Genomic DNA, 19,415 nt, shown 5'->3' with positions numbered 1-19,415 from the left:
CATCCGATTGTCCCGGCCCGTCGAGCCTTTCTGATCCGGGCGCCCGATGATCAGCGGCGCAATCCGCTCCCACTGAGCATCGCTCAGCACCAAACGATCCAACACGCCCAAGACCGCCTCCCAAAAACAGTCTTGAATCACGTCCTGACGCAAAAGGGAATCCTAAGAGTCCACAGAGCCTAGGGCAGGTCGGGGGCGATCTCCACGAGGATCGCGCGGCCGGTCCCGGACAGGGCGATGAGATCCTGCGTCCCGTCGAGCCTCAGGGCGTCGAGCACCCCGAGCGAATGGATCGCCGAATCGACCGTGATGTCGAAGGAGCCGTCGAGCGGGACGATGAAGGCCACGTCCGTGTCCTCCGACAGCAGGGCGACCCCGGATTCCGCGAACCGGGTGCGGTGCCGGAACTGCCCGCGGCGCGTCATCACGTTGAGGTCGCGGATCGGCCCGGACAGGAGGCGCCCGGCGGTGACGTCGTCGCCCGGGAACGAGAGCGTCGGCGTGTCCCGGTCCAAAAGGTACGACACGCCCTCCAGGTCGAGCGCGATGCCCTCGCCCTCGACCACGATCAGGGTGCGGTCGATCCCGGGAAAGAGCGAGAACGGCCCGTCGGACGCCACATCCGCCATGCTGACGCGCCAGCCGAAGGTCTCGAAGCCCGAGCCGTCCGGAAACGCCGCGACCTCCGCGGTGGTGCCGCCCCCGTTCTTCCACGGAACGCGGACGAGATCGTGATGGCGGATGACGCGCGCGGCCATCAGGGCAGGCTCGGCAGGTTGAGGCCGTGCTCCCGGGCGCAGTCGACCGCGATGTCGTAGCCCGCATCGGCGTGGCGCATCACGCCCGTCGCCGGATCGTTCCACAGCACGCGCTCGATGCGCCGGGCCGCCTCCGGGGTGCCGTCGCAGACGATCACCATGCCGGAATGCTGCGAGAACCCCATGCCGACGCCGCCGCCGTGGTGCAGCGACACCCAGGTGGCCCCGGACGCGCAGTTGAGGAGCGCGTTGAGGAGCGGCCAGTCGGACACGGCGTCCGAGCCGTCCTTCATGGACTCGGTCTCGCGGTTCGGGCTCGCGACCGAGCCGGAATCGAGATGGTCGCGGCCGATCACGACCGGCGCCTTCAGCTCGCCCTTCGCCACCATCTCGTTGAAGGCGAGGCCGAGGCGATGCCGGTCGCCGAGGCCGACCCAGCAGATGCGGGCCGGCAGGCCCTGGAACTGGATGCGCTCCCGGGCCATGTCGAGCCAGTTGTGCAGGTGCTTGTTGTCGGGCAGCAGCTCCTTCACCCGGGCGTCGGTCCTGAAGATGTCCTCGGGATCGCCGGAGAGCGCCGCCCAGCGGAACGGCCCGATGCCGCGGCAGAAGAGCGGCCGGATATAGGCCGGCACGAAGCCCGGGAAGTCGAAGGCGTCGTCGACCCCTTCCTCCTTGGCCATCTGGCGGATGTTGTTGCCGTAATCGAGGGTCGGCACGCCGGCCTTGTGGAAGTCGAGCATGGCGCGCACGTGCTCGGCCATGGATCGCCTGGCGGCATGCTCCACCGCCTTGGGGTCGGTCTCGCGCCGGGCCTCCCACTCGGCGAGGGTCCAGCCCTTCGGCAGGTAGCCGTTGATCGGGTCGTGCGCGGAGGTCTGGTCCGTGACCGCGTCGGGACGGATCCCGCGCCGGTAGATTTCCGGGAAGATCTCGGCCGCGTTGCCGAGGAGGCCGACCGACACGGGCTTCCCGTCGCGGCGGGCCTGCTCGATGATCGCCAGGGCCTCGTCGAGGGTGTCGGCGCGCCGGTCGAGATAGCCGGTGCGCAGGCGCATCTCGATGCGGCTCAGCTGGCATTCGACCGCCAGGCACGAGGCGCCCGCCATGGTGGCGGCGAGCGGCTGCGCGCCGCCCATGCCGCCGAGGCCGCCCGTGAGGATCCAGCGGCCGGAGAGATCGCCGCCGTAATGCTGGCGGCCCACCTCCACGAAGGTCTCGTAGGTGCCCTGCACGATGCCCTGCGTGCCGATATAGATCCAGGAGCCGGCCGTCATCTGGCCGTACATCATCAGCCCCTTGCGATCGAGCTCGTGGAACTTGTCCCAGGTGGCCCAGTGCGGCACCAGATTGGAATTGGCGATCAGCACGCGCGGCGCATCCGCATGGGTGCGGAACACGCCGACCGGCTTGCCTGACTGCACGAGGAGCGTCTCGTCGGCCTCCAGGGTCTTCAGGGCCGCGACGATCCGGTCGAAGCTCTCCCAGTCGCGCGCCGCGCGGCCGATGCCGCCATAGACCACGAGCTCGCCGGGCTTCTCGGCGACGTTGGGATCGAGGTTGTTCATCAGCATGCGCAGGGGCGCTTCCGTCAGCCAGCTCTTGGCCGACAGGTCGGTGCCGTGGGGAGCGCGGATCACGCGGGCGTTGTCGATGCGGGTCATGGGACGGGTCCTCGGATCAGGCTTTGGACGGGGTGAAGGTGAGGCAGGCTTGAAGGATGCGGGTGAGCGCGGCCCGCATGGGCGCCGCATGATCCTCGTCATACGGCGTCGGCCATTCGCCGTCCGTGACGGGGCCGAGGGGTTCCTTCATGTAGCCGCGGCAGGCGAGCTCCATCTGGACAGCATGGACGCCGGTCTCCGGGCGTCCGAGGCTGCGCGTGATGAAGCCGCCCTTGAAGCGGCCATTGACCACGTGGGTGAAGCCGCTGCCGGCGCAGATCGCCGCGATGGCGTCGCTCAGGGCCGGCGCGCAGGTGCGTCCGCCATCGGTGCCGATGTTGAAGTGGGGCAGGGTGCCGTCGAAGAGACGGGGAATGACCGAGCGGATCGAGTGGCAATCGTAGACCACCACATGGTCATGTCGGGAGCGCAGACGCTCGATCTCGCCGCGAAGCGTCGCGTGATAGGGATCGAAGAAGCGGGCGCGGCGCTCGGCGATCTCCGCTTTGGTCGGCTCGGCGCCCGGCTCGTAGAGCGGCTCGCCGTCGAAGGTGGTGGTCGGGCACAGCTCGGTGGTCGCCTGTCCCGGATAGAGCGAGACGCCGGAGGGGTCGCGGTTCACGTCGATCACCGTGCGGGAGATCGCGGTGCGGATCACGGTGGCGCCGAGCCCGGCGGAAAAACCGTAGAGCCGCTCGATCCACCAATCCGCGTCCTTGCGCGCCAGCCAGGGCGACACGAGGCCGCGTTCGTACGCGGCGGGAATTTCGGTGCCCGTATGCGGCAGGCTCACCACGAGAGGCGCATCGCCGCGAACCACCGTGAGCCAGTCCGGATATGCGCTCATGCCCGGACCTCATCCGTCACGAGGGGCAGCACGTCGGCACCGGCGGCATCCGCGAGCGCGCCCGAGACGACGAGCGCCGTCGCCTGCGCCATGTCGGGCGCCATGTGCCGGTCGTCGTCGAGATGCGGCACCGCCCCGCGCAGCAGGGCGCGGGCCCGCTCCAGGCGCTCGCTCGACCGCATGGGCGCATGGAAGTCGCAGCCCTGGACGGCCGCGAGCAGCTCGATGCCGATCACGTTCGCGGCATTCGCCGCCATGGGGAGCAGGCGCCGCGCCCCGTGCGTGGCCATGGACACATGGTCCTCCTGGTTGGCGGAGGTCGGGATCGAATCCACGCTCGCCGGATAGGCGCGCTGCTTGTTCTCCGAGACGAGCGCGGCCGCCGTCACCTGCGGGATCATGAAGCCGGAATTCAGGCCCGGCTTCGGGGTGAGGAAGGCCGGCAGGCCCGACAGGGCGGGGTCGACCAGCATGGCGATGCGCCGCTCCGCGAGCGAGCCGATCTCGCACAGGGCCATGGCGATCATGTCGGCCGCGAAGGCCACCGGCTCCGCATGGAAGTTGCCGCCCGAGATGACCTCGCCGGTCTCCGAGAAGACGAGCGGGTTGTCCGAGACGCCGTTCGCCTCCGTGCCGAGCGTCCCGCCGGCCTGCCGCAGCAGGTCGAGCACCGCGCCCATCACCTGCGGCTGGCAGCGCAGGCAGTACGGGTCCTGGACGCGGTCGTCGTTGGTGAGGTGGGAGGCGCGAATGGCGCTCCCCTGCATCAGCGCGCGCAAGGACGCGGCGACCTCGATCTGCCCGCGATGGCGCCGCAGCGTCTGGATGCGCGCGTCGAACGGCCCGTCCGATCCCTTGGCGGCGTCGGTGGCGAGCGCTCCCGTCACGAGGCCCGCCTGGAACACGCGCTCGGCCTCGAACAATCCGGCGAGCGCCAGGGCGGTCGAGACCTGGGTGCCGTTGAGAAGCGCCAGACCCTCCTTGGGCCCGAGCGTCAGGGGCGTGAGGCCCGTCCGGCTCAGCGCCTCCTGGGCCGGCAGGCGGCTGCCGTCGACGAAGAACTCGCCGACGCCCATGAGGGCCGCCGTCATGTGGGCCAGGGGGGCGAGATCGCCCGACGCGCCCACGGACCCCTGACCGGGAACGACCGGAACGAGATCCGCCCGGAGGCAGGCGGCCAGGTGCTCGATGGTCGACCAGCGCACCCCGGAGGCGCCCTGGGCGAGGCTCGCGAGCTTGAGGGCCATGACGAGCCGCACCACCGCGGGCGGCAGCGGCTCGCCGGTCCCGGCCGCATGCGACAGCACGATGTTGCGCTGGAGCGTCGCCAGATCCGCCGCGCCGATGCGCACGCTCGCGAGCTTCCCGAAGCCCGTGTTGATGCCGTAGACCGGTTCGCCCTTGGCGACGATCGCCTCGATGGTCCGGGCGCCGGCCTCGATGGCGGCGCGGCAATCCTGATCGAGCGCCACCGCGGCGCCGAAATAGACCAGGCGCCAATCGGCGAGCGCGACGGAGCCGGGCTGAAGCATGATGGTCTGTGTCACTGTCCCCTCCAGACACGGGCGTGAAGCGGGTTGAAGCCGATGCGGTAGACGAGCTCCGCCGGCCGTTCGATGGTCCAGATCGCGAGATCGCAGGACTTGCCGATCTCGAGCGTGCCGATCTCGTCGAGCCGTCCGAGGGCCCGGGCCGCCTCGCGGGTGACGCCCGCGATGCATTCCTCCACGGTCATGCGGAACAGGGTCGCGCCCATGTTCATGGTGAGCAGGAGCGAGGTCAGGGGCGACGTGCCCGGGTTGCAATCGGTCGCCAGCGCCATGCGCGTGCCGGCCTCGCGGAAGGCGGCGATCGGCGGAACTTTCGTCTCGCGCAGCATGTAGAAGGCGCCCGGCAGCAGCACCGCGACGGTGCCGGCCTTCGCCATCGCGGCGGCGCCCTCCCGGTCCGTGTATTCGAGATGATCGGCCGAGAGCGCGCCGTATTCGGCCGCGAGCTTCGCGCCGTGCAGGTTCGAGAGCTGGTCGGCGTGCAGCTTGACGGCGAGCCCCTGCGCCCGGGCGGCGTCGAACACGCGGGCGGTCTGCTCGGGCGAGAACGCGATGCCCTCGCAGAAGGCGTCGACCGCATCGGCCAGACCTTCGCGGGCGAGCGCCGGCAGCATCTCGCGGCACAATGTGTCGATGAAAGCGTCCTTGTCGCCGTTCGCCTCCGGCGGCAGGGCATGGGCGCCGAGGAACGTGGTCACGATGGAGACGGGGCGCTCCCCGGCGAGGCGCCGCGCGGCGCGCAGGGAACGCACCTCGGTGTCGAGGTCGAGCCCGTAGCCGGACTTGATCTCGACCGTGGTGCAGCCCTCGGCGATGAGGTGATCGAGGCGGGGCAGGGCGCTCGCCACCAGGTCGTCCTCGCTCGCGGCGCGGGTCGCCTTCACGGTGGACAGGATGCCGCCGCCCGCGCGGGCGATCTCCTCGTAGCTCGCGCCCTTCAGGCGCAGCTCGAACTCGTGCGCCCGGTCGCCGCCATGAACCAGGTGCGTGTGACAATCGACGAGGCCGGGGGTGATCCAGCGGCCCTCGCAATCGATCCGCTCGGCAAAATCCCAGCCGGCGGGCAGCGCGTCCGCCGGCCCGGCGAAGGCGATCCGGCCGTCCTTCGCGGCGACGGCGCCGCTCTCGACGATCCCGAGACCGTCCCCTGTGAGCGTGGCGAGGCGGGCGTTGAACCAGACCCGGTCGAAGCGCATGGTCCTGCTCCGGTGAGGTTGCGATAATGTCTATACATAATCGCGGTTCGCGGGTATTGTCTAGACTTATTCGATCGGTTCCGATGGTCCGGCCCCGGCGTGGCCTTTTGGCGGCGGCGTCCCGGGGCATCGACAGCGAAGGTGTCAGCATGCGCAGGCTCATTCTCGATCACGCCCTGCTGCCGGAAGGCTGGGCGCAGCAGGTGGGGGTCGATATCGACGGCGGGACGATCATGGCCGTCCGGCCGCATGATGCGCCCGAAGGTCGCGAGCGCGTCGCCGGGATCACGCTGCCCGGCCTGCCGAACCTGCACTCCCACACGTTCCAGCGCGGCATGGCGGGACTGGCCGAAACGAGAGGGCCGGAAGGGGACAGCTTCTGGACCTGGCGGCAGGTGATGTACCGGTTCCTCGGCTCGCTGACGCCCGACGACGTGGAGGCCATCGCGGCCTTCGCCATGATGGAGATGCTGGAGGGCGGCTTCACGGCCCTCGCCGAGTTCCACTACCTGCACCACGACGCGGACGGACGCCCCTATGCCGACATGGCGGAGCTCTCCGGCCGCATCGCGGCCGCCGCTCGGGAGACCGGCATGGGCCTGACGCTGCTGCCGGTGTTCTACGCCCAGGGCGGTTTCGGCGGCCTGGCGCCCGGCGAGGGCCAGCGGCGCTTCATCACCGATCCGGAGAGCTATTCCCGCCTGCTCGACGGGGCGCGCCGCGCCGTGGCCGGTCTCGACGACGCGGTCGTCGGCATCGCGCCGCACAGCCTGCGGGCCGTCACGCCGGACAGCCTGCGCGAGGTCCTGACCCTCGCCGGCGAGGGGCCGGTCCACATCCACATCGCCGAGCAGGTGAAGGAGGTCGAGGACTGCCTCGCCTGGTCGGGACGGCGCCCCGTCGCCTGGCTGCTCGACCATGCGCCCGTGGATGGTCGCTGGTGCCTCATCCACGCGACCCATCTCGATGCGCGCGAGGTCGAAGGAATCGCCGGACGCGACGCGGTGGCGGGCCTGTGCCCCATCACGGAGGCCAATCTCGGCGACGGCCTCTTCGAGGGCGTCGATTTCCTCGCGGCCGGCGGCCGGTTCGGGGTCGGGTCCGATTCGAACATCGAGATCTCCGCTCCGGGAGAGCTCAAGCAGTTCGAATACAGCCAGCGCCTCAAGCACCGGGCCCGCAACGTGCTGGCCGCACGCGAGGGCCGGTCGACCGGGCGCAGCCTCTACGACGCGGCGCTGGCGGGCGGCGCCCGGGCCCTGGGCCGCCGCATCGGGGCGATCGCCGCCGGGCATCGCGCCGATCTCGTGGCGCTCGACGCCGGCCATCCGGATCTCGCCGCCGTCTCGGGGGATCGCTGGATCGATGCCTACGTGTTCGTGGCCGGCAAGGCGGCGATCGACACGGTGGTGGTCGCGGGGCGGGACAGGGTCAGGAACGGCCGGCACGTGGACCGGGAGGCGATCCGCGCCCGCTATGCGCGCGCCCTGGCGCATCTTGTGGCATGAGCGACCCATGAAGCATCTGCACCAGCGCATCCGGGACGACATCGAGGCCAGGATCATGTCCGGCGAATGGCCGCCGGGTCACCGCATTCCCTTCGAGCACGAGCTGATGGCCACATACGGCTGCTCGCGCATGACCGTGAACAAGGTGCTCTCCACCCTCGCGGCCAACGGCCTCATCACGCGCCGGCGCCGCGCCGGCACGGTGGTGGCGGAGCCGAGCAGCCAGCAGGCCGTGCTGCAGATCCAGGATTTCGCCCTCGAGGCGGCCCGGGCCGGAATCGACTACCGGTTCAAGATCCTGCATCGCGCCGTCGAGCCCATCGACGCCGCGGCCGCGCAGCGCACGGGGCTGCCGGCCGGCACGACGATGCTCTGCCTGTCCACCCTTCACGTGATGGACGACGTGCCGCAGGCCTTCGAGCAGCGCCTGATCAACCTCGCCACCGTGCCCGAGGCGGACGGGGAGACGTTCCAGGACGATCCGCCGGGCACCTGGCTGCTGCGGCGCGTGCCGTGGACGGATGCGGAGCATATCGTGCGCGCCGTCAGCGCCGACAGCGCCATGGCGAAGCGGCTGCGGGTCCAGACCGGTGCCGCCTGCCTGGTGCTGGAGCGGCGCACCTGGCAGGCCGGCGCGTTCGTCACCGAGGCGCGCATCACCTATCCGGGCGACCGGCATCAGCTCGTGGGACGGTTCTCGCCGGTGGCGTGACCGGATTGTGCCGGCCCGGGCGGTCGCGAGACCCGAGGGATACCCACCGCCCTCTCACGTCATGGCACCCTCCGCCCGTCCCGCCACCCTCCGCCCGTCCCGCCACCCTCCCACGTCATGGCCGGCCTTGTGCCGGCCATCCCGATCGGAAGGGCGCGGCGCTTCACAGAAGCGGGATCACCGGCACAAGGCCGGTGATGACGTGGAGAGGGACGGGGCGAGGGGCGGACCCGCGGGCGTTCTACGACAGGGCCGACCGCAGGTCCTCGATCAGGTCGTCGGCGTCCTCGATGCCGACCGACAGGCGCACGAGGCCGTCGTCGATTCCGAGCTCGGCGCGCACCTCCGCCGGCACGGAGGCGTGGGTCATGATCGCCGGATGCTCGATCAGGCTCTCGACGCCCCCGAGGCTTTCCGCCAGCGTGAAGAGCTGGCAGCGTTCGAGGAAGCGCGTCGCGCCCTCGAGGCCGCCCGCGATGCGGGCCGTGATGATGCCGCCGAAGCCGCGCATCTGGCGCCGGGCCAGCTCGTGCTGCGGGTGCGAGGCCAGGCCCGGATAGATCACCCCGTCCACGCCGGGATGGGTCTCCAGGAACTGGGCGATCCTGAGCGCCGAGGCGCAGTGCCGCTCCATGCGCAGGGACAGGGTCTTCAGGCCGCGCAGGGCCAGGAAGCTGTCGAAGGGGCCGGACACGGACCCGACGGCGTTCTGCAGGAACGCGATCTTCTCGCGGATCTCCTGGTTCTGGCCCACGATCACCACGCCGCCGACCATGTCGGAATGGCCGTTGAGGTACTTGGTGGTGGAATGCACCACGATGTCGAAGCCGAATTCGAGCGGGCGCTGCACCCACGGGCTCGCGAAGGTGTTGTCGGCGACGAGCCAGGTCCCGTGGCCCCGGGCGGCGGCCGCGATGGCCTCGAGATCGGCGAGCTTCAGGAGCGGATTGGTGGGCGTCTCGACCCAGACCAGCCTGGTGTTGGGGCGCAGGGCCGCCTTCACGGCATCCGGGTTCCCGAGATCCACATAGGTGATGTCGAGACCGGCGGACTTCCGGCGCACCCGCTCGAAGAGGCGGCGCGTGCCGCCGTAGAGGTCGTCCGAGGCGACGATGTGCGAGCCGTGCTCCAGCATGTCGAGCACGGTGGCGCTCGCGGCGAGGCCCGACGAGAACGCGAAGGCCGCGGCGCCGCCCTCCAGGTCCGCGATGCAGCGCTCGAACGCCATGCGGGTCGGGTTCTGCGAGCGGGCGTATTCGAAGCCCTTGTGAACGCCGGGGCTGTCCTGTGCGAAGGTGGATGTGGCGTAGATCGGCATCATCACCGCGCCCGTGGTGGGATCCGGCGACTGGCCGGCATGGATGCAGCGGGTGGCGAAATCGAGCTGGTTGCGAGCGGTCATCAGGGGTGGATCCGGAAATAGTTGATGAGGTCGATGCGGGTGGCGAGGCCGACGAAGGACTCGCCGTCCATGATCACCGGAACGAGGCCGGCGGCGAAGAGCGGCAGAAGCTCCCTGACCGGCGCGTCGGCGGCGATCGTCTGGAGGCGCGAGACCATCACGTCCCGCACGGGCCGGGCGAACACGCTCTGGGGGGCGCCCTCGTGGGCGACGAGCGCGTCCAGGATGTCGCTCTCGTCGACCAGGCCGACCACGCGGCCGTCATCGATCACCGGCAGCTGCGAGACGTCCGAGAAGCGCATGCGGGCGAAGGCCGAGCGCAGGGTCTCGCCCGGCGAGACGAAGATGGTGGCGCCTTCGCCGAACGGGTTGATCACCACGTCGCGCGCGGTGCCGGTGGTCCGCCGGTCGAGCCATCCCTCCTGGGCGATGAAGGCATCGTTGAACACCTTCGACAGGTATTTGGCGCCCGTGTCGCACACCAGCGTGACGACGCGCTTGGGCTCCGTCTGCTCGCGGCAATAGCGCAGGGCCGCCGCGAGCAGCGTGCCGGACGAGGAGCCCGCCAGGATGCCCTCCCGGCGCAGCAGATCGCGCGCCGCCGAGAAGCTCTCCTTGTCGCCGATGGAATAGGCCTTCTTCACCAGGGACAGGTCGCAGTTCGGCGGCACGAAGTCCTCGCCGATGCCTTCGACCGCCCAGGAGCCGGCCTCGGTCATCTCTCCGGTCTCGACCAGCGGGGCGAGGATCGACCCGGCCGGATCGGCCAGCACCATGGCGGTCTTGGGCGAGGCCTTCCTCAGATAGCGCCCGACGCCCGACAGGGTGCCGCCGGATCCGACGCCGACCACCACGGCGTCCACGTCGCCGCCCATCCCGTCGAGGATCTCGGGGCCGGTGCTCGCCTCGTGGGCGGCCGGGTTCGCCGGGTTCTCGAACTGGTTGATGTAGACGGCCCCCGGGGTCTTGTCGGTGAGGGCCTGGGCGAGGTCCTGGTAATAGTCCGGGTGGCCCTTGCCCACGTCCGAGCGGGTGATCACCACCTCGGCCCCGAGCGCCTTGGCGTGCAGGACCTTCTCACGGCTCATCTTGTCCGGCACCACCAGGAGGGTGCGATAGCCCTTGCTGGCGCCCACCAGGGCCAGCCCGACGCCGGTATTGCCGGCCGTCGCCTCGATGATGGTGCCGCCCGGCTTCAGGCGCCCGTCGGCTTCCGCCGCCTCGATCATAGCGCGGGCCGGCCGGTCCTTGATCGAGCCGCTCGGGTTGGCGCTCTCGAGCTTGAGGAAGAGCGTGCAGGGACCGGTATCCAGTCTCGTGACCTCGACCAGGGGGGTCTTTCCGATCAGGTCCAGGGCTCCGTGAGCGACCATTTCGCATCTTTCCGATGTAGAATAGAATATTTGTTTCTTTTTATACGTGAAACAGAGTGGTTCTTATAGCTCCCCTTCCGGGTTGTCACCTGCCGTATCACCGGGACGAGCCCGGCACTGCCACCCGCCACGTCATGGCCGGGCCTGTCCCGGCCATCCCGATTGTCTTGAGCGCGGCGCCTCTCGGAAGCGGGATCACCGGGACAAGCCCGGTGATAACGTGGAGAAGGTGGTAAGGGCCGGCACTGCCACCCTCCACGTCATGGCCGGGCCTGTCCCGGCCATCCCGATAAGGTGAAGCGCAACGCCTCCCGGAAGCGGGATCACCGGGACGAGCCCGGTGATGACGTCGAGGGGGTGTGAGCGGGTGATGCCGGGGGGAGGGATCCGGCCCGCTCTCGTCCGCACGAGGCGCGGGCCGGCCGGGACCCCTGATCCAGGCCTGCCGTCAGACGACGAAGAAGTCCTGGAAGGTCAGCTTCAGGTTCTTCGAGAGCTGCGCGATCTCCACCGCCGCCTTGGAGCCCGACCCGTCGGCATCGTAGCTGAGGATTCCCGTCTTCCTGTTGTAGATCAGGTAATCGTCCCTTTCCTTGGCCTTGGTGCCGGTGACGAAGAACTCCTTGTCGAGTTGCGTCGGGTTCGCCAGGGTGCCGCCGCCGAGCTTCTTGAACACGGCGTTGTCGAGCCAGAGGCTGTCCGCCTGGACGTTGAAGTCCTTGATCGTGTCGAAGTTGACCTTGCGGTTGGTGCTGGCGCTGCCGATCTTGTCGGCGAACACGAAGGCATCGCTGCCGGCATTGCCGAAGAGAACGTCGTTGCCGTCGTCGCCGTCGATCACGTCGTCGCCCGCGCCGCCATAGACCGTGTCGTGGCCGCCGCCGCCATAGACATGGTCGTTGCCGGCGTCGCCGAGGACCTTGTCGTTGCCGGAGCCGCCATAGACATGGTCGTCGCCGGCGCCGCCGTAGACCGTGTCGTTGCCGCTGTCGCCATAGACGTAGTCGTCGCCGGCATCGCCGTAGACCTTGTCGTGCCCGGCGCCGCCATGGAGCCTGTCATCCGCGCCCAGACCGCGGATCACGTCGTTGCCGCCGCGCCCGTCCATGATGTTGATGTTGTCGTTGCCGGTGAGGATGTTCGCCTTCTGGCTGCCGTTCCGAACCTCCGTCGGGACCGCCGGAACTCCTGGATCGACCGGGTTGCTGGGCGTTCCCGGAGTGACGGGCGTGCCCGGATTGCTCGGCGTCCCGGGATCGGCCGGTGTCCCGGGGTTGGAGGGTGTGCCGGGATTGCTCGGCGTCCCGGGATTGCCGGGCGTGCCGGGAGTGCCAGAGTCCACGGGTTTGGCTTCCCACACGCCGTTGAAGTAACGACCGTCCGAGAACTGCACGATCTCGATGCCTCTCAGGGTATCGGTGCCCACGTCCGGTCCGATCACCTTCCATTCGTCGATCTTCATCGTGACGGTGTAATCCGACTTCTTCCCCCCGTAGATCGCCGTATCCGTACCGATCCCTCCATCCAGGGTGTCGTTGCCCAGACCGCCGATGAGCGTGTCATCGCCTTCGAGCCCGTACAGCTTGTTGTCCTGATCGTTGCCGGTGATGACGTTGTTGAGGGCGTTTCCGGTGCCCTGGAGCGCAGGCTTGGTCGGATCGGCCGGAGCGATCAGGGTCAGGTTCTCGACATTGGCCGCCAGCGGCCGGTCGAGGGAGACGGAGATCGAGCTGATCACCGTGTCGGTTCCGGCGCCGGCGTCCTCGTTGACGACGTCGCCGGTATGATTGACCGTGTAGGTGTCGTTGCCCGCTCCGCCGTTCATGGTGTCGGCTCCGGCGGTGCCGGCGATCACGTTGTCGCCCGCATTGCCGTTCCAGACCGGGCCGGCCGCCGAGATCAGATTATGATCGCCGGCGCTGATCTTCGCTCCGCCGGAGACACGGAAGCTTTCCGAATAGCTCCCGTCGACAACCATCCAGACGCCGCCGCCGAGCGAGGTCAGGGTCGCCTGGCTGGAGAAGCCCACGAACTCGATCCGGTCGCCGCCCCCGACCGCGCTGCCGGTGAAATCGGCGACCGTGTCGTCCTGGAGCTCGCCCTTGCGCAGGACGAACACATCGTTTCCGGCGCCGCCCGTCAGCGAGTCGGCGCCCGCGCCGCCATCGAGGGTATCGTTCCCGTCGAGGCCATACAGCTTGTTGACCTGGCCGTTGCCGATGATCAGGTTGTCGAGCCCGTTGCCGGCGCCATCGGCGGCAGCCCCGACCAGCACCAGGTTCTCCACATTGGCCGCAAGGCCCTTCACGCTGGAGATCGAGATCGAGCTGAACACCGTGTCGATGCCGGCGCCGGCGGCCTCGATCACCACGTCGCCGCTGTGATCGACAGAGTAGGTGTCGTTGCCCAATCCGCCGCTCATCGTGTCGGCCCCGCCCTGGCCGTCGAGGATGTTGTCGCCGGCATTGCCGTTCAGGACGTTGGCGCCCGCGTTGCCGGTGGCGTTCAGGTTGGCCGTTCCCGTCAGCGTCAGTTCCTCCACCTGGGACGAGAGGGTGTAGCTGACCGAGCTGAACACGCGATCGTAGCCGCCGAGGCCGAGGCTGTCCTTCTCGACGATCACATCCCCCACATTGTCGACGAAGTAGGTATCGTGGCCGTTGCCGCCGTCGAGATTGTCCGCGCCGGCGCCGCCGTCGAGGGTATCGTTGCCGTCACCGCCCTTCAGCGTGTTGGCGGCCTCATTGCCGGTGAGCCCGTTGTCGAGTTCGTTGCCATAGCCGTTGATGGCGCCCGTGCCCGTCAGCGTCAGATTTTCCACGTTGGACGTCAGGGTATAGGTGATCGATGAATTGACCTGGTCCGTCCCCTCGCCGGCATTCTCGGTGACCACGTCGCCCGAATGGTTGACCGTGTAGGTGTCGTTGCCCGCTCCGCCGGCCATGGTATCGGCCCCGCTCGTGCCGTCGATAGCGTTGTTGCCCGGGTCGCCGGTCCAGACGTAGCCGGGAACCGAGACGCTGCCCGAATCCATGCCGCTGATGGTATTCCCCGATACGGAGGTGTTGGTCGGGCCGGCGTCGTCGTTGGTCGGCTCCTCGCGGATGCCGTAGCGTGAATTCACGTCTCCGGTCGAGGAGATGACGTTGTTCACGACCTGCGTGTTGTGCGAGTAGTAGGTGTTCTGCGAATAGTCGTCGTCGAAGCGCTCGCGGATGTTGATCTCGTCGTACTTGCCGTCGAATTCCTGCGAGTTGTTCGAGATGCGGCTGTTCTGGACCGTGACATTGTCAGATCCTTCGATCTTCACGCCCTGGCGCTGATTGCCGTAGATGTCGACATCCGTGATGGTGATCTGCTCGGACAGCTTGACCAGGATGCCTTCCTTGCCGTTGTCGTGATAGGAGCCGCCGATGATCTCGATGCCGGACACCCAGGGAATCTCAGTCTCGCCTGCCGGGGGAATGTTGCCGCGCTGGATGGTGAGGCCGGCGCCCCCGGCGAGGGTGCCCTGATACATGTAGAGGTAGCCGTTGCCGAAGGCTTCGTTGTCCTTCAGGACGAGGTCCTTCGACTCGTTCTGGATGTTGAAGCCATGGCGATCGTTGTTGTAGGCGACGTTGCCCTCATAGAGTCCGCCCACGACCGCATCGGCCACGAAGCCGTCGAGGCCATTGTCGTGGGACACGGAATTCGTGATGGTCAGATCGTATGTGACCTCGTGGGGGTTGATCCCGTAGGCCGTGCATTCCTTCACCTCGATGTTGTCGATGGTGATGTCGGACTGGGTGCGCCCGGTTCCGTCTTCCTTGATGCCGCAGATGAATCCGGCCTGATGGCTGCCCGCGGCTTGATTGTCGCGATTGCCGTCGATGACCAGATTGGCGATCTTGACGTTCTCGACGGTGTCCAGCTCCGTCCGGACGATGCCGTTGATGCGCCCGTTGAAATTGTCGACGAGCTTGATGGTGGAATCGCGGTCGCCGGTTCCAACGAGCGCGACACCCGACATGAGTTCCACCGCGCCCTTGGAGGGGTTCGTCGGATCGCCGCTCACCATGTACGTTCCGGCTGCGAGCTGAACGGTGACCTGACCTTCCGACTTATGAGCGTTGTAGTAGTCGTTTGCGGCTTTGATGGCGTTATTGATGGCCGCCATATCCAGCGCGGCATTGCCGGTGGGCGCATCGACATTGATGATCATGGTCAAATCCCTGCTTATTCAAGTGTCTGGGTCAGGCCAACCGCGAGCGTCATCGTCACCGGAATCCCTCCAGTGCGCGCAGCGCGAAAGCCGATCGTTGTGGGAGATGGCAGCCGGCTAAGCGGCGGCGTTCAGGTCTGCGTTTCCGACGATTCGATGAAACGGCGCTGCCGCTGACGGCAGGTGACCCATGCGGGCCTTCGAGGCGGAATCGGTCTCCGTCTCGCTGGACGTAATGAGCATCTGGACGTGTTCCTCTACAGTATCGGCCTGATTACCCATGATTAAATAGGCAGATCCTGCGAAGTGAAATGGCTCTATTTCATACGCCTGGAGCAATTCCGAGTTAACCGACGGACAGGCATGAAGAGGTGTAATGCCGTCGAAGTATAAGCCTACCTCGGATGGGATGAAGCCTTTTTGATAGGGGTGGCTATCCCTATGGATCACAGGGCGGCGGAACTTTTGATCATTTGATGAGATCGAAAAGATCTCCCGAGCACTGGGCGACCAGGATCAGCAGCAGGATGCCGATGAACCAGAGCCAGGAGCCGCGCCGCCGAGGCTCGGCGGGCGCCGCTTGCGGCGCCTGGGGCTTGATGACGGGGCGCGGAGGGGCGGGCAGGCGCTCGAGCAGTTCGGCCGAGGAGGCCGCGATGGTGCCGGCCCTGCCGATGAACCGGAAGCCCACCGGAATGCCGCCGACGAAATCGACCTCCGCGGGCTGCACCGCGGCCTCGTGATGAACCCACCAGTATTCCTTGCGATCGTCCATGCTGCACCCCTTTAGAAACGGCCCGGTAGCCTTCCCCCGGAATCGGATTGATCTAGAATTCCAGAACCGATAATGCCAGCAGGCGAAGAGTCGAGCAGGTTTCCAGGAGATTTCATGAACGTTCTCGTGACAGGCGGGGCAGGGTACATCGGCGGCCACATGGTTCTGGCGCTGCTCGATGCCGGGCACAACCCGATCGTCTTCGACAACCTCTCGACGGGCTTCCGCTGGTCGGTTCCGGAGGGTGTCCCGCTCGTGGTCGGCGACGTGGGCGATTACGAGCTCGTCCTCCGCACGCTGCAGCAGCACCGGATCGACGCCATCGCGCATTTCGCCGCCAAGCTCATCGTGCCGGAATCCGTCACCGATCCGCTGGGCTATTACCTGAACAACACGGTCAAGAGCCGCTCCCTCATGGCGGCCGCGGTCGCCGCAGGGGTCAAGACCTTCGTGTTCTCGTCCACGGCCGCCGTCTACGGCGACACCTCCGACAAGCCGATCGGCGAGGATGCGCCCCTGGGGCCCCTGTCGCCCTACGGCAGTTCCAAGCGGCTGACGGAGATCATGCTGCACGACGTCGCGGCCGCTCACGGCATGCGCTACGTGGTCCTTCGCTACTTCAACGTGGCGGGCGCCGATCCGCTGATGCGCCACGGCCAGTCGACGGCGAACGCCACCCACCTGATCAAGGTGGCGGTCCAGACGGCGCTCGGCATGCGGTCCCACATGGAGATCTACGGCACGGATTATCCCACGCCGGACGGGACGTGCATCCGCGACTACATCCATGTGAGCGACCTGATCGCCGCGCACGTGCAGGCCCTGACCCATCTCAAGCAGGGCGGCGAGAGCCTCATCATGAATTGCGGCTACGGACACGGCTTTTCCGTCTCCGAGGTGATCGAGACCGTGCGCCGGGTGTCCGGAAAGCCCGTGGAAGCCAGGATCGGGCCGCGCCGCGCGGGCGACCCGTCGACGATCGTGGCGGACCCGACCCGCATCCGGGCCGAGCTGGGATGGGAGCCCCGCCTCGACGATCTCGCCACCATCGTGGACCACTCCATGCGCTGGGAGGCCATGCTCCGGGAGCGCAACCTGAAGCTCTGACCGGCGGTGGATGGCCGGCCGGCGATAACAGCCGATTAAGAACCTCTGCCTCAAATGCTCCTCAGGCGCCGGGCCGATTCCCGGCGCCGCCGGACCAGGCGAGGGGAGGACGAGGGCATGGGTTGGGGCATCGGTGGGGGCATGGGCGAGGACAGGGGATCGGGCGTCAACGGGGTTCTGCTGCTGAACCGCCTGCTGCTGGCGGGCTGCTTCCTGCCGGTGGCCATCGGGCGCCTCTCGAACATCTCCGGGCTGGCCGCCGCCCTGACCCTGAAGGGCATGCCCTACGGCGACGTGGTGGCGACCCTGATCGTGCTCGCCGAGGTGTTCGGGCCCCTGGCCCTCATCGTCGGCGTCGCGCCGCGGCTGAGCGCCTCCGTGCTCATCGCCGCCCTGGTGGTGACGACCGGCACCCAGCACCGCTTCTGGGACTATGCCGGCCTCAACCGCCAGGCGGAGCAGGCGGTGTTCCTCTCCCATCTCGGGGTTCTGGCGGCTCTCCTGTTCTACGCTCTCGTGGGACCGGGAGCCTGGAGCTGGCAGGGCTGGTGGCGCGGCCTGAACGGCAAGGCCAAGCCGGCGAAGGGCAAGAAGAAGCACCCGTCCCGCCCACGCGCGCCCAAGCCGCGTCCCGCGCCCGCGCGGCCTGCGGCCGAGGACGAGGAACTGGCGGACGCCGCGTGAGGGACGCAGGGGAATCGAAGCGCGATCGCGGGCCCCTGGACCGACTCGCTCCCGTCTGCGAGGCTCATGCCTTCATTCAGCCTCTTATCCGGGCCATAAAGCATTGCCGCGCCGTGCTTTTGCGCACGGGCAACGGTGATTTTCCAGGTTAGCAGTCGCGTCATGCTTCACTCGTCCGTGCGTCGTCTCCTCGCTCGTGGTCTCCTCTCTCTTGCCGTCGCATTCGCGTGCGCGTCTCCGGCCGCGGCGCAGCAATCCGCCGATCCCCTGACCCGCTTCCTCGACGGCCTCTTCAGGAAGCCGCAGGCCGCCGGGAGCGCCTCCCAGCCGGCGGCTCCGCAGGCGGCCCCCCAGCAGCCGGCCCCTGCGCGGCCGCAGGCCGGGAATCAGCCGCCGGCCGCCAGGCCGAACCCGACGGCCCAGAAGCCGCAGAGCCCGGCCCAGCGGACCGCCCAGCCCCAGCCCAACTCCAAGCCCCAGCCCGGCCCCAAGCCCCAGCCCGCGCCGCAGACGGCCGCGAAGCCCGAGCCGCCGCGTCCGGCCGAGAAAGCCGAGGCGAAGCCCGGCCCCGCGGCGAAGCCCGGCCCCGAGGCGCAGAAGCCGGCCCCCGAGCCCCCGGTTCAGGCGGCCGAGCCGGCCAAGCCCGCGCCGCCGCCGGCCAAGGTGGCGGAGCCGCCGAAGCCCGCCCGGGCGACGCCCGCCCAGACCGTGTCCGCGCCGACCTCCGTGGCCGCGCCGTCCACCGCTCCGACGCCCACATCGCCGCCCGGGCCCCGCACGCCCGAGGAAGGGCTCGAGCGGGTCAACGCCTATTTCAACAGCCTCGACGTGATGTCGGCCTATTTCGTCCAGAAGAACCCCAACGGCCAGCAGGCGGAGGGCACGCTCTCCATGCGCCGCCCGGGCCAGTTCCACTTCGCCTACGCCCCGCCCAGCACCCTCGAGGTGATCTCGGACGGACGCAACGTGGCGATTCGCGACAAGAAGCTCGGCACCAACGACGTCTACCCGGTCGGGCAGACGCCCCTGAAATTCCTCGTCCAGGACAATATCGACCTCTCGCGGGACACCAAGGTGCGCGACGTGCAGGTGGGACGCGACGGCATCGTGACGGTCCGGTTCGACGACAGCGCGACCCTCGGGGGCACCTCGAAGATCACCCTGCGCTACGACAGCCGCGCCAATGCCCTCAAGCAATGGACCATCATCGACGCCCAGGGCTACGAGACCTCCGTGACCCTCTCGGGCGTCAACGCCACCTACCGTCGGGACGCGCGGGCCGGGCAGTAGAGGGCACCCTCTCCCACGTCATGGCCGGCCTTGTGCCGGCCATCCCGATAAGGTGAAGCGCCGCGCCTCTCGTATCGGGATCACCGGGACAAGCCCGGTGATGACGTGGAGAAGGTGGTCAGGGCCGGTGACAACACCCTCCGGCGTCATGGCACCCTCCGCCCTTCCTGCCACCCACCCACGTCATGGCCGGCCTTGTGCCGGCCATCCCGATCCTTTGAAGCGCGGCGCCCTACGGAAGCGGGATCACCGGGACGAGCCCGGTGATGACGTGGAGGGTGGCATGAGGCGGTGATGACACCCTCTCACGTCATGGCCGGCCCTGTGCCGGCCATCCCGATCGGA

14 protein-coding genes and 1 pseudogene are annotated in these 19,415 nt (G+C 68.4%); 5 read left to right on the top strand and 10 right to left on the bottom strand.

Going from position 1 to position 19,415, the window contains the following annotated elements; genetic code table 11:
• The 6 genes and pseudogenes from OCW50_RS26280 to hutI all read right to left on the bottom strand — a co-directional run.
• Positions 1-111 (bottom strand): annotated as a pseudogene (locus tag OCW50_RS26280) (IS5/IS1182 family transposase); the annotation flags it as partial.
• A gap of 68 nt (positions 112-179) precedes the next feature.
• Positions 180-758, bottom strand: a complete 579-nt coding sequence (locus tag OCW50_RS26275; protein ID WP_262299608.1) for a HutD/Ves family protein — start codon at positions 756-758, stop codon at positions 180-182.
• The gene (gene hutU, locus OCW50_RS26270) at positions 758-2,422 is read right to left on the bottom strand and encodes a urocanate hydratase (protein WP_262299607.1); all 1,665 of its coding nucleotides are present in this window, start codon (positions 2,420-2,422) and stop codon (positions 758-760) included. The genes OCW50_RS26275 and hutU overlap by 1 nt, the downstream gene beginning before the upstream one ends.
• Positions 2,423-2,438: 16 nt before the next feature.
• Positions 2,439-3,269: an N-formylglutamate deformylase gene (gene hutG, locus OCW50_RS26265; RefSeq protein WP_262299606.1), complete on the bottom strand. Its 831-nt coding sequence runs from the start codon at positions 3,267-3,269 to the stop codon at positions 2,439-2,441.
• The gene (hutH, locus tag OCW50_RS26260; protein ID WP_262299612.1) at positions 3,266-4,801 is read right to left on the bottom strand and encodes a histidine ammonia-lyase; all 1,536 of its coding nucleotides are present in this window, start codon (positions 4,799-4,801) and stop codon (positions 3,266-3,268) included. The genes hutG and hutH overlap by 4 nt, the downstream gene beginning before the upstream one ends.
• An 11-nt stretch (positions 4,802-4,812) precedes the next feature.
• Positions 4,813-6,015 carry an imidazolonepropionase gene (hutI, locus tag OCW50_RS26255; protein WP_262299605.1) on the bottom strand — a complete coding sequence of 401 codons (1,203 nt, stop codon included), beginning with the start codon at positions 6,013-6,015 and terminating at the stop codon, positions 4,813-4,815.
• A gap of 149 nt (positions 6,016-6,164) precedes the next feature.
• Here hutI and OCW50_RS26250 point away from each other — a divergent pair, with 149 nt between their 5' ends.
• Positions 6,165-7,523, top strand: coding sequence for a formimidoylglutamate deiminase (locus OCW50_RS26250; protein ID WP_262299604.1), 1,359 nt, complete (start codon positions 6,165-6,167; stop codon positions 7,521-7,523).
• A gap of 7 nt (positions 7,524-7,530) precedes the next feature.
• Positions 7,531-8,235 (top strand): histidine utilization transcriptional repressor HutC, encoded by a 705-nt coding sequence (hutC, locus tag OCW50_RS26245; RefSeq protein ID WP_262268579.1) that lies wholly within the window; start codon positions 7,531-7,533, stop codon positions 8,233-8,235.
• A 241-nt stretch (positions 8,236-8,476) separates the two neighbouring features.
• On the opposite strand, the gene OCW50_RS26240 is transcribed toward hutC, so the two are convergent.
• The 4 genes from OCW50_RS26240 to OCW50_RS26215 form a co-directional block, all read right to left on the bottom strand.
• A complete protein-coding gene (locus OCW50_RS26240; RefSeq protein WP_262299603.1) occupies positions 8,477-9,637 on the bottom strand; it encodes a cystathionine gamma-synthase in 1,161 nt (386 codons plus the stop codon).
• Positions 9,637-11,010 (bottom strand): pyridoxal-phosphate dependent enzyme, encoded by a 1,374-nt coding sequence (locus OCW50_RS26235; protein WP_262299602.1) that lies wholly within the window; start codon positions 11,008-11,010, stop codon positions 9,637-9,639. Before OCW50_RS26235 ends, OCW50_RS26240 begins: the two co-directional genes overlap by 1 nt.
• 448 nt (positions 11,011-11,458) lie before the next feature.
• A complete protein-coding gene (locus OCW50_RS33260) occupies positions 11,459-15,214 on the bottom strand; it encodes a hypothetical protein (RefSeq protein ID WP_315974480.1) in 3,756 nt (1,251 codons plus the stop codon).
• Positions 15,215-15,683: 469 nt separating this feature from the next.
• Complete coding sequence (locus OCW50_RS26215; RefSeq protein ID WP_262299601.1) at positions 15,684-15,989, bottom strand: hypothetical protein; 306 nt, start codon at positions 15,987-15,989, stop codon at positions 15,684-15,686.
• A gap of 114 nt (positions 15,990-16,103) precedes the next feature.
• On the opposite strand from OCW50_RS26215, the gene galE reads away from it, so the two are divergent.
• The 3 genes from galE to OCW50_RS26200 all read left to right on the top strand — a co-directional run bounded on the left by galE (position 16,104) and on the right by OCW50_RS26200 (position 19,070).
• On the top strand, positions 16,104-17,096 hold the full coding sequence (gene galE, locus OCW50_RS26210; protein WP_262299600.1) for a UDP-glucose 4-epimerase GalE: 993 nt from the start codon (positions 16,104-16,106) through the stop codon (positions 17,094-17,096).
• 117 nt (positions 17,097-17,213) lie between these two features.
• Positions 17,214-17,780, top strand: a complete 567-nt coding sequence (locus OCW50_RS26205; RefSeq protein ID WP_262299599.1) for a DoxX family protein — start codon at positions 17,214-17,216, stop codon at positions 17,778-17,780.
• Between the two features lie 162 nt (positions 17,781-17,942).
• Positions 17,943-19,070, top strand: coding sequence for an outer-membrane lipoprotein carrier protein LolA (locus OCW50_RS26200; protein ID WP_262299598.1), 1,128 nt, complete (start codon positions 17,943-17,945; stop codon positions 19,068-19,070).
• Positions 19,071-19,415 lie beyond the last annotated feature (345 nt).

The organism is Microvirga sesbaniae (genome assembly GCF_025460805.1).
Taxonomy (GTDB): Bacteria; Pseudomonadota; Alphaproteobacteria; order Rhizobiales; family Beijerinckiaceae; genus Microvirga; species Microvirga sesbaniae.
This window is presented reverse-complemented; position numbering and strand designations above follow the sequence as displayed.

What these genes read in the sequence shown, in the direction of transcription:
- OCW50_RS26275 (WP_262299608.1), bottom strand. Translation starts at nt 758, where the DNA reads ATGGCCGCGCGCGTCATCCGCCATCACGATCTCGTCCGCGTTCCGTGG.
- hutU (WP_262299607.1), bottom strand. Translation starts at nt 2,422, where the DNA reads ATGACCCGCATCGACAACGCCCGCGTGATCCGCGCTCCCCACGGCACC.
- hutG (WP_262299606.1), bottom strand. Translation starts at nt 3,269, where the DNA reads ATGAGCGCATATCCGGACTGGCTCACGGTGGTTCGCGGCGATGCGCCT.
- hutH (WP_262299612.1), bottom strand. Translation starts at nt 4,801, where the DNA reads ATGCTTCAGCCCGGCTCCGTCGCGCTCGCCGATTGGCGCCTGGTCTAT.
- hutI (WP_262299605.1), bottom strand. Translation starts at nt 6,015, where the DNA reads ATGCGCTTCGACCGGGTCTGGTTCAACGCCCGCCTCGCCACGCTCACA.
- OCW50_RS26250 (WP_262299604.1), top strand. Translation starts at nt 6,165, where the DNA reads ATGCGCAGGCTCATTCTCGATCACGCCCTGCTGCCGGAAGGCTGGGCG.
- hutC (WP_262268579.1), top strand. Translation starts at nt 7,531, where the DNA reads ATGAAGCATCTGCACCAGCGCATCCGGGACGACATCGAGGCCAGGATC.
- OCW50_RS26240 (WP_262299603.1), bottom strand. Translation starts at nt 9,637, where the DNA reads ATGACCGCTCGCAACCAGCTCGATTTCGCCACCCGCTGCATCCATGCC.
- OCW50_RS26235 (WP_262299602.1), bottom strand. Translation starts at nt 11,010, where the DNA reads ATGGTCGCTCACGGAGCCCTGGACCTGATCGGAAAGACCCCCCTGGTC.
- OCW50_RS33260 (WP_315974480.1), bottom strand. Translation starts at nt 15,214, where the DNA reads ATGATCATCAATGTCGATGCGCCCACCGGCAATGCCGCGCTGGATATG.
- OCW50_RS26215 (WP_262299601.1), bottom strand. Translation starts at nt 15,989, where the DNA reads ATGGACGATCGCAAGGAATACTGGTGGGTTCATCACGAGGCCGCGGTG.
- galE (WP_262299600.1), top strand. Translation starts at nt 16,104, where the DNA reads ATGAACGTTCTCGTGACAGGCGGGGCAGGGTACATCGGCGGCCACATG.
- OCW50_RS26205 (WP_262299599.1), top strand. Translation starts at nt 17,214, where the DNA reads ATGGGTTGGGGCATCGGTGGGGGCATGGGCGAGGACAGGGGATCGGGC.
- OCW50_RS26200 (WP_262299598.1), top strand. Translation starts at nt 17,943, where the DNA reads ATGCTTCACTCGTCCGTGCGTCGTCTCCTCGCTCGTGGTCTCCTCTCT.